The 13208-nt window shown below is 70.9% G+C and carries 15 protein-coding genes; 4 read left to right on the top strand and 11 right to left on the bottom strand.

The window, feature by feature from the left end; genetic code table 11:
• Positions 1 to 29 precede the first annotated feature (29 nt).
• Entirely contained in the window at positions 30 to 2078 is a 2049-nt protein-coding gene (locus ACGF5U_RS25045) for an APC family permease (RefSeq protein WP_392713355.1), read from the bottom strand.
• Positions 2079 to 2471: 393 nt separating this feature from the next.
• On the opposite strand from ACGF5U_RS25045, the gene ACGF5U_RS25040 reads away from it, so the two are divergent.
• Both ACGF5U_RS25040 and ACGF5U_RS25035 read left to right on the top strand, forming a co-directional pair.
• The gene (locus tag ACGF5U_RS25040) at positions 2472 to 3140 is read left to right on the top strand and encodes a TrkA family potassium uptake protein (protein ID WP_064071475.1); all 669 of its coding nucleotides are present in this window, start codon (positions 2472 to 2474) and stop codon (positions 3138 to 3140) included.
• On the top strand, positions 3140 to 3802 hold the full coding sequence (locus ACGF5U_RS25035) for a potassium channel family protein (protein WP_392713354.1): 663 nt from the start codon (positions 3140 to 3142) through the stop codon (positions 3800 to 3802). Before ACGF5U_RS25040 ends, ACGF5U_RS25035 begins: the two co-directional genes overlap by 1 nt.
• Before the next feature lie 177 nt (positions 3803 to 3979).
• On the opposite strand, the gene ACGF5U_RS25030 is transcribed toward ACGF5U_RS25035, so the two are convergent.
• From ACGF5U_RS25030 to ACGF5U_RS25005, 6 genes are all read right to left on the bottom strand, one after another.
• Positions 3980 to 4738 carry a DUF3159 domain-containing protein gene (locus tag ACGF5U_RS25030; RefSeq protein WP_392713353.1) on the bottom strand — a complete coding sequence of 253 codons (759 nt, stop codon included), beginning with the start codon at positions 4736 to 4738 and terminating at the stop codon, positions 3980 to 3982.
• Positions 4739 to 4741: 3 nt separating this feature from the next.
• Positions 4742 to 5140, bottom strand: coding sequence for an OB-fold nucleic acid binding domain-containing protein (locus tag ACGF5U_RS25025; RefSeq protein ID WP_392713351.1), 399 nt, complete (start codon positions 5138 to 5140; stop codon positions 4742 to 4744).
• Positions 5141 to 5185: 45 nt separating this feature from the next.
• Positions 5186 to 5872 carry a response regulator gene (locus tag ACGF5U_RS25020; RefSeq protein WP_392713350.1) on the bottom strand — a complete coding sequence of 229 codons (687 nt, stop codon included), beginning with the start codon at positions 5870 to 5872 and terminating at the stop codon, positions 5186 to 5188.
• Positions 5873 to 6399: 527 nt separating this feature from the next.
• The gene (locus ACGF5U_RS25015; protein ID WP_392713349.1) at positions 6400 to 7167 is read right to left on the bottom strand and encodes a DUF3710 domain-containing protein; all 768 of its coding nucleotides are present in this window, start codon (positions 7165 to 7167) and stop codon (positions 6400 to 6402) included.
• A 1-nt stretch (position 7168) separates the two neighbouring features.
• Positions 7169 to 7681 carry a dUTP diphosphatase gene (dut, locus tag ACGF5U_RS25010; RefSeq protein WP_392713347.1) on the bottom strand — a complete coding sequence of 171 codons (513 nt, stop codon included), beginning with the start codon at positions 7679 to 7681 and terminating at the stop codon, positions 7169 to 7171.
• A complete protein-coding gene (locus ACGF5U_RS25005; protein WP_392713345.1) occupies positions 7681 to 8316 on the bottom strand; it encodes a PaaI family thioesterase in 636 nt (211 codons plus the stop codon). Before ACGF5U_RS25005 ends, dut begins: the two co-directional genes overlap by 1 nt.
• Between ACGF5U_RS25005 and ACGF5U_RS25000 the strand changes: the two genes are divergently transcribed.
• Positions 8315 to 8800, top strand: coding sequence for a DUF3093 domain-containing protein (locus ACGF5U_RS25000; protein WP_392713343.1), 486 nt, complete (start codon positions 8315 to 8317; stop codon positions 8798 to 8800). The two genes, ACGF5U_RS25005 and ACGF5U_RS25000, sit on opposite strands and share 2 nt — an antisense overlap.
• Before the next feature lie 346 nt (positions 8801 to 9146).
• On the opposite strand, the gene ACGF5U_RS24995 is transcribed toward ACGF5U_RS25000, so the two are convergent.
• The 4 genes from ACGF5U_RS24995 to ACGF5U_RS24980 all read right to left on the bottom strand — a co-directional run bounded on the left by ACGF5U_RS24995 (position 9147) and on the right by ACGF5U_RS24980 (position 12657).
• Positions 9147 to 10058: a hypothetical protein gene (locus ACGF5U_RS24995; protein WP_392713341.1), complete on the bottom strand. Its 912-nt coding sequence runs from the start codon at positions 10056 to 10058 to the stop codon at positions 9147 to 9149.
• Between the two features lie 13 nt (positions 10059 to 10071).
• Positions 10072 to 10368, bottom strand: a complete 297-nt coding sequence (locus tag ACGF5U_RS24990) for a DUF4193 domain-containing protein (RefSeq protein ID WP_345688234.1) — start codon at positions 10366 to 10368, stop codon at positions 10072 to 10074.
• 393 nt (positions 10369 to 10761) lie between these two features.
• Entirely contained in the window at positions 10762 to 12000 is a 1239-nt protein-coding gene (locus ACGF5U_RS24985; protein ID WP_392713339.1) for a sensor histidine kinase, read from the bottom strand.
• Positions 12001 to 12003: 3 nt separating this feature from the next.
• On the bottom strand, positions 12004 to 12657 hold the full coding sequence (locus ACGF5U_RS24980; protein ID WP_392713338.1) for a response regulator transcription factor: 654 nt from the start codon (positions 12655 to 12657) through the stop codon (positions 12004 to 12006).
• 314 nt (positions 12658 to 12971) lie between these two features.
• Between ACGF5U_RS24980 and ACGF5U_RS24975 the strand changes: the two genes are divergently transcribed.
• A complete protein-coding gene (locus tag ACGF5U_RS24975) occupies positions 12972 to 13145 on the top strand; it encodes a hypothetical protein (protein ID WP_392713337.1) in 174 nt (57 codons plus the stop codon).
• Positions 13146 to 13208 lie beyond the last annotated feature (63 nt).

Genomic DNA, 13208 nt, shown 5'->3' with positions numbered 1-13208 from the left:
GTCTACGTGCCGCCGAGCCCCACCGATCCTCAGCGCTTGGTCGGCGTCTCCCTGCCGCTCTTCTCGACCGGGCCCCGGCGTACCGCGCCCGGCGCGTTCCAGTCCTGGCGCTTCTTGGCCCGCTCCTTGGCGAGCTCGGAGGACTGGAGCTGGTACGGCACGGAGGTCACCATGACGCCCGGCGTGAACAGGAGCCGTCCCTTGAGGCGCAGGGCGCTCTGGTTGTGCAGCAGGTGCTCGTACCAGCGGCCGACCACGTACTCGGGGATGATCACACTGATCACATCGCGCGGGCTCTCGCGGCGCAGGTTCTTGACGTACTCGACGGCGGGGCGCGTGATCTCGCGGTACGGGGAGTCGAGGATCTTGAGCGGTACGTTGATGCCGCGCCGCTCCCATTCGGCCTGGAGCGCCTTGGTCTCGGCCGGGTCGACGTTGATACTGAGGGCCTCCAGTGTGTCGGAGCGCATCAGCTTGGCGTACGCGACGGCACGCAGCGTCGGCCGGTGGATCTTCGATACGAGGACGATGGAGTGCACGCGGGAGGGGCGGAGGCTGTCGTCGCTGGGCCCCTCGGGCGCGGCCAGCTCGTCGGACACCCGGTCGTAGTGCTTCCGGATCGCCGTCATGAGGACGAAGAAGAAGGCCATGCCGACGAGCGACACCCAGGCGCCGTGCTCGAACTTGGTCACCAGGACCACGATCAGCACGAGTCCGGTGAAGAAGGCGCCGAAGGTGTTGATGGCCCGCGAGCGCATCATGCGGCGCCGCGCCGCCGGGTCGGTCTCGGTGCGCAGGTGGCGGTTCCAGTGCCGCACCATGCCGGTCTGGCTGAGCGTGAAGGAGACGAACACACCGACGATGTAGAGCTGGATGAGCCGGGTGGAGTCCGCGCCGTAGACGTAGACGAGGACGGCGGCCGCGCCGGCGAGCAGCACGATGCCGTTGGAGAAGGCGAGCCGGTCGCCGCGGGTGTGGAGCTGGCGCGGCAGGTAGCGGTCCTGGGCGAGGATCGAGCCGAGGAGCGGGAAGCCGTTGTACGCCGTGTTGGCGGCGAGGAACAGGACCAGCGCGGTGGCCGCGGCGAGCAGGATGAACATGAAGCTGCCGTGGCCGAAGACGGCCGCCGCGACCTGGGAGATCACCGGCTCCTGCGTGTAGTCGGCGCCGACCGGGGTGCCGTCGCGCAGCAGGTCGTGAGCCGGGTTCTCGGCCATCTTGACGTCGGTGGCGAGGGCGAGACCGATGATGCCGCAGAACATGGTGACCGCGAAGCCGCCCATGAGGGCAAGGGTGGTCGCCGCGTTGCGGCTCTTGGGCTTGCGGAAGGCCGGGACGCCGTTGCTGATGGCCTCGACTCCGGTGAGGGCGGCACAGCCGGACGAGAAGGCGCGCAGCAGCAGGAAGAACAGGGCGAAGCCGGCCAGGCCCTGCTGCTCCGCCTTGATCTCCAGGTCCGCGGTCGGGGCCTGCATGGAGTCGCCGAGGACGAGCCCGCGGAAGGCGCCCCAGACGATCAGCACGAAGACTCCGGTGACGAAGACGTAGGTCGGGATGGCGAAGAGCCGGCCCGACTCCTTGACGCCCCGTAGGTTCATCAGGGTCAGCAGCACGATGATGACGACGGCCGAGGCCGTCTTGTGCTCGACGATGAAGGGGATGGCTGAGCCGAGGTTCTCCACGCCGGAGGAGATGGAGACGGCGACGGTGAGGACGTAGTCGACCAGCAGCGCGCTGGCGACGCCGAGGCCGGCCTTCGGGCCGAGGTTGGTGTTGGCCACCTCGTAGTCGCCGCCGCCGCTGGGGTAGGCGTGCACGTTCTGCCGGTAGGACGCGACGACCGTGAACATCAGGATCACGACGGCGGCCGCGATCCACGGGCTGAACGCGTAGGCCGACGCACCGGCGATGGACAGGACCAGCAGGACCTCGCCCGGCGCGTACGCCACGGACGAAAGCGGGTCGGAGGCGAAGACGGGGAGCGCGATCCGCTTGGGGAGGAGCGTTTCTCCCAGCCTGTCGCTGCGCAGGGCCCGGCCGATCAGGATCCGTTTGGGCACGTCGGTCAGTTTGGACACGGAGAGGATCGTAAGCGTTCGAAATGGGCCACGCCCACCCCCCTCCGTGATCGCCACGGAATCTCCCTCGCGGCCGCATGGCCGCGCGCCGGGCGCGCGCCCGGCGGAGGCGGAGCCGGTGACCGTGACCGTGACCGTGACGGTGTCGAGGTGGGTGACCGTGACGGTGCGACGCGGTGGGTGGCGGTGACGAAGTCGGTGAACGGGTCGGTCACGGCCAGTGTCCGTGTCGGTGACGGAGCGATGACGGAGTCGGTGACGGATGAGGGCAACCGCCGGGTCGCGGCATAAGCTCGTGCCGAGGCAACACCGCACGCAGGCTGAGAGAGAAGAGTGACCAAGGTGTTTTCGCAGGTCGGCAAGGCGACGACCAGGAGTGCGGGGTAGGCGGACGTGCACATTGTGATCATGGGCTGCGGACGAGTGGGAGCCGCCCTCGCGCAGACCCTGGAACAGCAGGGGCACACGGTCGCCGTGGTCGACCAGGACCCCACCGCGTTCCGGCGCCTGGGCTCCGGTTTCGGCGGGCGGCGCGTCACCGGGGTGGGCTTCGACCAGGACACGCTGCGCGAGGCGGGGATCGAGGAGGCCGGGGCGTTCGCCGCGGTCAGCAGCGGTGACAATTCCAACATCATCGCCGCGCGGGTCGCCCGGGAGATGTTCGGCATCGAGAACGTCGCGGCCCGTATCTACGACCCGCGCCGCGCCGAGGTCTACCAGCGGCTGGGCATTCCCACGGTGGCGACGGTGCGCTGGACCGCGGACCAGATGCTGCGGCGACTGCTGCCCTCCGGTGCTGAGCCGCTGTGGCGGGACCCGAGCGGCGGGGTGCAGCTCGCGGAGGTGCACACCTCTCCGTCGTGGATCGGGCACAAGGTGAGCAGGCTCCAGGAGGAGACCGGGGTCCGCGTCGCGTTCCTCACCCGGCTGGGCGAGGCCGTGCTGCCGACGTCGCAGACGGTGCTCCAGGAGGGCGATCTGGTGCACGTGATGATGCGGACGGACGAGATCGAGAAGGTCGAGGCGGCCTTCGCCGAGGGTCCCGAGGAGGGCGGTCACTGATGCGGGTCGCTATTGCGGGCGCCGGTGCGGTGGGCCGTTCCATCGCGGGCGAGCTGTTGGAGAACGGGCACGAGGTGCTCCTGATCGACAAGGCCCCGACCGCCATCTCGGTGGAGCGGGTGCCGCAGGCGGAGTGGCTTCTGGCCGACGCCTGCGAGATCACCTCGCTGGACGAGGCGGCGCTCCAGCGCTGCAACGTGGTCATCGCGGCCACCGGTGACGACAAGGTGAACCTGGTCGTCTCGCTGCTCGCGAAGACCGAGTACGGGGTCCCCCGGGTCGTTGCTCGGGTCAACAACCCCAAGAACGAGTGGCTGTTCAACGAGGCGTGGGGCGTGGACGTCGCCGTCTCGACGCCGCGCCTGATGTCGGCGCTGGTCGAGGAGGCGGTGAGCGTCGGCGACCTGGTGCGGCTGCTGCGCTTCAGCCACGGTGACGCGAACCTCGTCGAGCTGACGCTGCCGCCGGAGTCGGCGATCGCCGGTACGCCGGTGGGCGATGTGGCGTGGCCGCAGGACACCTCGCTGGTGACGATCATCCGGGGCTCCCGCGTGCTCACGCCGAGCGCCGAGGAGACTCTCGAGGCGGGTGACGAGCTGCTGTTCGTCGCGGCGCAGGCGCGTGAGGAGCAGCTGGAGGACCTGCTGTCCGTACGCCGCTAGGCACGGCAATCGGAAGGGGCTCGGGACCGGTCACGGTCCCGAGCCCCTTTCCGTACGGTGCGGACGGCGCGTACGTCCCGTACGGCGCGGACGGCTATACGGCGTGTACGGCTCGTACGGCTCGTACGGCTCGTCGTACAGCGGGCGTACGGCGGCGTACGGTGCCGGGCCTCGCCGTCAGGCCTCGCCCTGGTGGGGTTGCGCCGGGGCGGCGGTCGACTGGGCGGAGGCCGCGGCCTTGCGTTCCTTCTCGGCGCGCTCGGCCGCCTCCATCTCGGCGAAGACGTCGATCGGCGGCGGCGCCTTGGCCAGGAAGACCCACGTCAGGTACACCGCGAGCAGGAACGGCGGGATCTTCAGGGCGACCAGCACCCAGCCGAGCTGCGTGGTGTCGGCCCACCAGTACAGCGGGAAGAGGATCGCGCATTTGGCGAGGAGGATCAGGCCCCACGCCCAGCTCGCCTTGGCGTACGCCTTCTTCCGGCCGGGGTTCCTGGTGCGCCAGGAGAGGTTCTCCTTGAAGACCGGGCCGAGGACCAGACCGATCAGCGGGACGCCCGCGAGGGTGGTGGCGATGTACGCGACGCCCAGCCCGAGCGTGTACAGCATGCCGGGCAGGTAGAAGTCCTTGGCGTTGCCCGTCATCATCGCGAAGACGACACCGAAGGCGACACCGAAGACGCCGCTGAAGGCGTGCTTGACGGTGTCGCGGCGGATCAGGCGGACGACGACGAGCAGCAGGGACACCGCCAGGGCCGCGATGGCCGAGATGTGCAGGTCCTTGTTGATCGTGAAGATCGTGACGAAGAGCAGGCCGGGGAGAACCGTCTCCACCATGCCCCGCACGCCGCCGAACGCGTCGAACAGCGCCGCCTCGGTCACCGCTTTCGCGCGTTGGTCGTCCTGATCCGTGGTCGGCTTGTCGAGAGACGTCACCGGCTACTCCTGTCCGAGCGGTCGGAGTTCGTATTTGGGGTTGAAGAGGACCCGGCGTCCCTGGCTGAGGGAGATCCGGCCCGAGGCGATCAGCCTGCGGCCCGGTTCTATGCCCGCGATGGAGCGCCTGCCCAGCCACACCACGTCCAGCGGCGCCGTGCCGTCGAAGAGCTCCGCCTCCAGCGCCGGCACTCCGGCCCGAGGACGCAGGGTGACCGTCCGCAAGGTACCAGTCACCTTCACGATCTGCCGGTCGCCGCAGTCGCATATGCGGGTGCACCCCGACGCGTCGGCGTCCTGCTGGAGCTCCTCCGACTCCAGGTCGCCCTGGGAAGTCGACAGCCGGTCCAGCATCCGGCGGAAGCGGCCGGCCGGCTTGTCTGTACGCGGTGCAGCAGTCATACAGAAAGCGTACCGGGCACCGCTGTCACCGAACCGGGGCCGTGGTCAGCGCTCGAAGCGGTAGCCCATTCCCGGCTCGGTGATGAAGTGCCGGGGGTGCGACGGATCGGCCTCCAGCTTCCGCCGCAGCTGCGCCATGTAGACCCGCAGGTAGTTCGTCTCCGTACCGTACGAGGGGCCCCAGACCTCCTGGAGCAGTTGCTTCTGGCTGACGAGCCGGCCGCTGTTGCGGACCAGGACCTCCAGCAGGTGCCACTCGGTCGGGGTGAGCCGGACGTCGCGGCCGTCCCGGTTGACCTTCTTCGCCGCGAGGTCGACCGTGAAGCCGTCCGTCTCCACCACGACGACACCGTCCTCGCCGCCGCCGACCGGCTCGGCCCTGCGTACGGCGGCCCTGAGCCTGGCGAGGAGCTCGTCCATGCCGAACGGCTTGGTGACGTAGTCGTCGGCGCCGGCGTCCAGCGCCTCGACCTTCTCGTCGGAGGTGTGGCGGGCGGAGAGCACGAGTATCGGCACCCGGGTCCAGCCGCGCAGACCCTTGATCACCTCGACGCCGTCCATGTCGGGCAGCCCCAGGTCGAGAATCACCACATCGGGGTGACGGTTGGCCGCGAGTTCGAGTGCGGTCGCCCCGTCAGGCGCGGCGTCGACCTCGTACTTGCGCGCCTTCAGGTTGATCACGAGGGCACGTACGATCTGTGGCTCGTCGTCGACCACGAGCACCCGCGTCATGGGGTCCTGCTTTCTCCGGAGGTGGGACATCACGGCGGCCGGGGCCGCGCAGCGTCGACCTTACGGCGGTCACCGGCGCGGAATCGGACGAGTGTGTGGCTCCCGGACGCGTATTGACGTGATTCTGACGCGCGACGGCGGGCGACGCCCCGGGGGGCCGCCCCGCCCTGACGCGGGTACCGCACAGGACGGCGGGGGCACCGCACAGGACGGCGGGGGCACCGCACAGGACGGCGCGGGTACCGCACAGGACGGTGGGCCGCACCCCTGTCGTTCGGGGTACGGCCCACACCGGTCCATCGATACGGGCGTCCACGGCCCCACCGCGTCCACGGGTCCGCCGCGCCTGTGGCCCCACCGCGTCACGGGTCCGCAGCGCCTGTGGCGCCGCCACGGCGTCAGCGGGTCCGCAGCGCCCGCGCGGCCACCGCCTCCGCAGGTCCGCGGCGCCCGCAGGCCACTGCCTCCGTGGGTCCCCGGCGGCTGCGGGCCACCGCGTCCACCGCTGCGCGCGGCGTGCGATCCGCTCAGCGGACCTCGGTGGTCTCCGGGCCCCGCTGGAGCTGGCCCATGCCGCCGGAGAAGCGCGAGCCCTCCTGGCTCTCCTGCTGGATGCCCTCGGGCACCATCTGCGCGTCGTTCGGGAGCTTCAGGACGATCGGGTCGCGGGGCGCCATCGGGCCCTCACCACGGACGACGACGGTGTCCCGGAAGATCTGCTCCAGCAGCCCGGCCGCCTGCGGCTGCACCGCGCCCTGCCCGGAGATGACACCGCGCAGGAACCAGCGCGGGCCGTCGACGCCGACGAAGCGCACCAGCTGGACACCGCCGGTGCCGTCCGGCAGCTGGACGGGGACCTGAGCGCGCAGCTCCCAGCCGAGAGCGCCCTCGACCTCGTCGATGATGCCGCCCTGCTGGGTGATGCCGGAGGCGATCTCCTCGCGGACCTCGCCCCAGATGCCTTCCTTCTTCGGAGCGGCGAACGCCTGGAGCTGGATGGCGCTGTCACGCAGCACCACGGTCGCGGCGACGATCGCGTCCCCGGCGACCTCGACGCGCAGTTCCATGCCCTCGACGCCGGGCACGAACATGCCGCCCAGGTCCACGCGGCCCTCGTCGGGCCGGGTCACCTCGGTGATGTCCCAGGGCCCGTCGGGCCGCGGCGCCGGCGGAAGGTTCACCCGGCGCGACTCGCTCGCGGGCTCCGCGTCGTCAGTGTCGACCTCGTCGACGACCTGCTCGGCCTCGCGCGCCGAGTCATCGGCGTTACCGCTCTTCTTGCGACGTCCGAACACGTCACTGTCCTTCCCGGTCGGATACGACCGAAGCGTATCGATTCCCACCCGTCCAGCCGTCCACGGCGGCATGACCGCCGGTGGACCCGAAGCCCCCCTCGGCCCGCGCCGAGCCGGGAAGCTCCGCCACTTCGTGGAAGCGGACCTTCTCGACCTGCTGGACGACCAGTTGAGCAATCCGGTCGAACCGTTCGAACCGCACTGCCTCGCGCGGGTCCAGATTGACCACGATCACCTTGATCTCCCCACGGTACCCGGCATCCACGGTCCCTGGGGCATTCACGAGGGCTACCCCGCAGCGTGCGGCCAGCCCCGAACGGGGGTGCACGAAGGCCGCGTACCCGTCGGGCAGGGCGATGGACACTCCGGTGGGCAGGACGGCACGCTCGCCGGGCGCGAGTTCGGCGGCCTCGGTGGTGACGAGATCGGCTCCGGCGTCGCCGGGGTGCCCGTAGGACGGGATCGGCACCTCCGGGTCCACGCGGCGGATCAGCACGTCGACAGGGTTACGCATCAGGGGTTCACCTCGAAGGCGCGAGCGCGCCGGACCTGGTCGGGGTCGGCCATGGCGGCCCGGATCTCCTCCGGGCGGCCGTTGTCGATGAAGTGATCGACCTTGACCTCGATGAAGAGGGCGTCGGCACGGACCGCGACGGGGCCGTCGGGCCCCCCGATCCTGCCGGTCGCCGTGGAGTAGATCTTGCGGCCCCGCACGGCCGTGACCTCGCCCTGCAGGTGCAGCACGGTGCCGACGGGGACGGGACGCACGAAGTCGGTCTCCAGCCTGCCGGTCACCGCGATGACCCGCAGCAGCCAGTTGAGGGAGCCGAGCGTCTCGTCGAGCGCCGTGGCCAGGACGCCGCCGTGGGCGAGGCCCGGCGCTCCCTGGTGGTCGGTGGTCACGGTGAACTCGGCGGTGACGGTGACGCCGTCGCCGGCCCTGGCCTCCAGGTGCAGCCCGTGGGGCTGGCCGCCGCCACAGCCGAAGCAGTGCTCGTAGTGGGCGCCGAGGAGCTCACCCGGGGCGGGCGCTTCGGGGTGCCGTACCGGCGGTATGGCGTCGGCGGGAGGCGTCAGTGCAGTGCTCACAGCCGCAGACCTTACCCGCGCGGCCGGGCGGTGGCCGCCCCGTGCCAAGCTTGACCGCATGCAGCCTTCCGCACCGGGCACGGCCCCGCAGTACGACGAACGTCTGACAGCTCCCCGTTCGTGGTGGGCGATCACCGCCCTGGTGGCGCTCTCCGGCGGCATCGTCATGCTGCCGCTGGGTCCGCTGCCGATGCTCGGCGGAGTGATCGTGGCGGCGGCGCTGGCGGCGGCCGGGGTCAGCTCGTACGGCTCGGCGCGCATCCGCGTGGTGGCGGGTTCGCTGGTCGCGGGCGACGCCCGGATCCCGGTGCGGGCCCTGGGCGAACCGGAGGTCCTGGACGCCGCGGCGGCGCGCGCCTGGCGCACGCACCGGGCGGACCCGCGCGCGTTCATGCTGATGCGCAGCTACATTCCGACGGCGCTGCGGATCGAGGTGACCGACGTCGACGACCCGACGCCGTACGTCTACCTGTCCACCCGCGACCCGGAGGCGCTGGCGGCGGCACTGGAGCGGCTCCGCGCGAACGGGGCCACCCGGGGCTGAGCACCGCGCGGCGGGCGCCTGAAGGGCCGTGGGGGCCCTGCCGGGGGTCCGTACGGCTCTGTTGCGTCCGGCGGGGCAGCGCACGTCCGCCGCAGCCGGCACGAGTGGCGGGATGCGGGCAGGGCCGCGTCCAGCAGGCAGCGTCCAGCACGCACCAGGTAGCGGGCGCCCGGCTGCGGGCAGCGAGCAGCCAGGCGGGACGGTCGGGCACCAGCCTGCGGGAAGCACGCGCCGGGCAGCCGTGCGGGGGAACCACGCACCGGGCTGCGGGCAGCCGGGCGGGGCAGCACGCACCGGGCTAGGGGCGGGCAGCGGGGACTGGGGGCGGCGAACGGTGGGCCGCGGCTCAGAACTCGATCTGCTTCGGGTTCTCCGGCTGGTCCAGCGGCGGGAGCGCCGGGAGGGCGTCCCACGGGACCTGGCGGGCGCGGAGATCGGCGCGGATGCGCTCGGCGAGCTTCTTGGTGTCGCGGCGGTTCATCACGGCGCCGACGGCGGCGCCCACCAGGAACGGCATCAGGTTCGGCAGGTTGCGCACCATGCGCTTCATGATCTGCTGGCGCAGCTCGCGCTTCATCCGGCCGCCGAGTGCCGCGTTCACGGTCGCGGGCTTGGTGACGTCGATGCCGCGCTCCTCCGTCCAGGAGGTCAGGCAGGCCATCGCGCGCTGGGTGAGGTTGCCCGGCGGGCGCAGGCCGTAGACCTCGTGGAGTTCGGCGATGAGCTTCAGCTCGATCGCGGCGACGCCCGTGACCTCCGCGGCCAGCTCGGCCGGCATCGCGGGCGGTACGGGGAGCATGGCGGCCGCGCCGATCCCGGCGCCCACCGTGGCGGTGGCGCTCGCTGCTCCCGCGATCAGTTTGTCCGCGAGCTGCTCGGGCCCGAGGCCGGGGAACTGCTTGCGCAGGGTGGCGAGGTCGCGGACGGGAACGCGCGGGGCGTTCTCGATGATCCGGTCGGCCAGATGCGCGATGCCCGCCCTGGCGCCCTCGCCACTCCTCTGCACGCCGCGCTTGACGGCTGCCAGGCGGCGTGAGCGCGCCGCCGGACCGCGGGCGGGTTCGGCCGCCGTTCCTGTCGCTTCGAGCGAGGCCGGGCGGCCTCGCTCGTCGTCACGTGCGGCGGGGGAGGGCAGGAGGGCGGAGTGCTCGGCAGACGCCTCATGAGCGTCGCGCGCCGGGCCTTCGCCGCCCTTGTACGCCTCCGGCTTCCCAGGGAGCCGGAAGCGTCGCTTCCGAGACGGGTTGTCGCCTGCCACGGCCGACCGGACCTCAGTCGCAGTCTCGGCAGATCGGCTGACCGTTCTTCTCCCGAGCCAGCTGGCTGCGGTGGTGCACCAGGAAGCAGCTCATGCAGGTGAACTCGTCCGCCTGCTTGGGCAGCACCCTGACGGCCAGCTCCTCGTTCGAGAGGTCGGCGCCGGGCAGCTCCAGGCCCTCGGCGGCCTCGAACTCGTCGACGTCGACGGTCGAGGTCGACTTGTCGTTCCGCCGGGCCTTCAGCTCTTCGAGACTGTCCTGGTCGACGTCGTCGTCGGTCTTGCGTGGGGTGTCGTAGTCCGTAGCCATGTCACTCTCCCCCTCTGGGTGTTTGCGGTGTCTCCAGCGCACGTAACGCGTGAGAGGCCGGACTTGTGCCCGACCTGAGGCGGAGATTTTGCCTCACATCAAGGTCTGTTACTCAATCGACACCCAACCGGACCCCTCGAGAGTGATCGGGTTTGGGTGGCGAACGGGACCGTACACGGTCGGGATGGTGCGCTTCACAGGCGCCACCCCGTGTACTTCCCGTGATGACACCCCTGGAAAACCCCGACTTTTCCTGGTTTTCCGGGGGTTTTTCCGATCACGGAGCGTAGATGGCCGGAATTGCGCCGCTGTGATCGATCACACAGGGGGCGGTCTTCGGATGCCCCCGAAAATTCTGCGGACAGCGAACACGAATGCCCCCGGATCCTTTACTCAGATCGGCAGCGTGACGCGCATCACGAGTCCGCCGCCCTCTCGGGGCTCCGCGCCGATGCGCCCGCCGTGGGCCCGTGCGACCGACCGGGCGATGGACAGACCGAGCCCGACGCCCTTGTCGCTGCCCGTGCGCTCCTGCCGCAGCCGACGGAACGGTTCGAAGAGGTTGTCGATCTCGTACGCCGGGACCACCGGGCCGGTGTTCGCCACCACCAGCACCGCCTGGCCGTGCTGGGCCTCGGTGGTGACCTCGACCCAGCCGTCCTCCGGCACGTTGTACCGCACGGCGTTCTGGACCAGGTTGAGGGCGATCCTCTCCAGCAGCACACCGTTGCCCTGGACGATCACCGGGGCGCACGCGCCGCGGATCTCCACGCCCTTCTGCTCGGCCTCCGCGCGCTCCTGGTCGATGGCGCGCGAGGCGACCTCGGCGAGGTCGACGGGTTTGCGGTCCACGATCTGGTTGTCGCTGCGGGCGAGCAGCAGCAGGCCCTCCACCAGCTGCTCACTGCGCTCGTTGGTGGCCAGGAGCGTCTTGCCGAGTTCCCGGAGCTCCATGGGCGCGCCCGGGTCGGACAGGTGGACCTCCAGCAGCGTGCGGTTGATCGCCAGCGGCGTGCGCAGTTCGTGCGAGGCGTTCGCGACGAACCGCTGCTGTGCGGTGAACGCCCGCTCCAGCCGGCCCAGCATCTCGTCGAAGGTGTCGGCGAGCTCCTTCAGCTCGTCGTCGGGGCCGTCCAGCTCGATGCGGCGGGTCAGGTCGGAGCCGGCCACCTGGCGTGCGGTGCGGGTGATCCGGCCGAGCGGGGACAGCACGCGGCCCGCCATCGCGAACCCGAAGGCGAAGGCGATGATGCTCAGGCCGAGCAGCGCGAACAGGGAGCGGCGCAGCAGGTCGTCCAGCGCGTGCTGGCGCTGCTGGTTCACGCACTCGTTCATCGCGGCGTTGAACGTGTCCGTGTCGGCGGTCTCCGGGAAGACGCACTCCTTGCTGAGGACCACGACCTGGCCGCGCTCGACCCCGATCCGGAACGGGAGGTCGTTGCCGATGTGCAGGGCCTGTGCGGCCAGCAGGTAGATGATCGACAGCAGCAGGATGCCGGCTATCAGGAACATCCCGCCGTACAGCAGCGTCAGGCGTATGCGGATGGTCGGGCGCAGCAGCGGCCGGACCGGGCCCCTGGGGTCCCAGGTGGGTTTCGGTGGCGCCTCCGGTGGCGCGGGTGTCGTCGCCACGGCTCAGATCCGGTAGCCGGAGCCCGGCACGGTGACGATGACCGGGGGTTCGCCGAGCTTGCGGCGCAGCGTCATCACGGTGACGCGGACGACGTTGGTGAAGGGGTCGGTGTTCTCGTCCCAGGCCTTCTCCAGCAGCTGCTCGGCGGAGACGACCGCGCCCTCGCTGCGCATGAGTACCTCCAGGACCGCGAATTCCTTGGGCGCCAGCTGGATCTCCCTGCCGTCCCGGAAGACCTCCCGGCGGTTGGGGTCGAGTTTGATCCCGGCGCGCTCCAGGACCGGTGGCAGCGGCACGGTGGTGCGCCGCCCGAGGGCCCGTACGCGCGCGGTGAGCTCGCTGAAGGCGAACGGTTTCGGCAGGTAGTCGTCCGCGCCGAGCTCCAGCCCCTCGACGCGATCGCTGACGTCGCCGGAGGCCGTCAGCATCAGCACGCGCGTGGCCATGCCCAGCTCGACGATCTTGCGGCAGACGTCGTCCCCGTGGACGAGCGGGAGGTCGCGGTCGAGGACGACCACGTCGTAGTCGTTGACGCCGATACGCTCCAGAGCGGCCGCCCCGTCGTACACGACGTCGACGGCCATGGCCTCCCGGCGCAGTCCGGTGGCCACCGCATCGGCGAGCAGCTGCTCGTCCTCGACGACGAGTACGCGCACGGCGTCTGTCCTTCCTCCGAGCCCGTTTCCGGGCAGTTCTCTTCCATCGATTGTGCGTGCTCATCCTGCCCTTTACACGCGTAAACCGGCTGTAAGGCGGCTCGTGGGGGCCCGAGGCGGACCGGTGGATACCGGACTGACGGCCCCTTCGAGGTTTCCCCGGGGAAGCCCCTGGGGAGGACGACTGCACACCCGAGATCACGCCCTGTATGTGGCGCGCCACAAACCGCTCTGTCCCCCAGAGGCGCTGGTGCGTGATCCGACCGACCCTCGGCACACCCCCGTGCCACCGACCCATGACGAGGGGGCACACGATGGACGCTTTCACCGCAGGACTGCTGCAGCGCATAAGGGCCACGGAGACCGACCTCACGCGGGCACGTGAGTCGGGCGACGACTTCCTCGCGGATGTGGAGCAGGCCGAGCTGGACGACCTGCACCGCCTCGCCGCCGAGCACGGTGTGGAGGTCTCGACCGCGACGGCCTGACCGACGTGTGAGGGGCCCCGGCGTCATGGGACGGCGCCGGGGCCCTTTCGCGTGCCCGCGCCG

It is taken from the genome of Streptomyces sp. NPDC047886, assembly GCF_043204435.1.
Lineage (GTDB): Bacteria > Actinomycetota > Actinomycetes > Streptomycetales > Streptomycetaceae > Streptomyces.
This window is presented reverse-complemented; position numbering and strand designations above follow the sequence as displayed.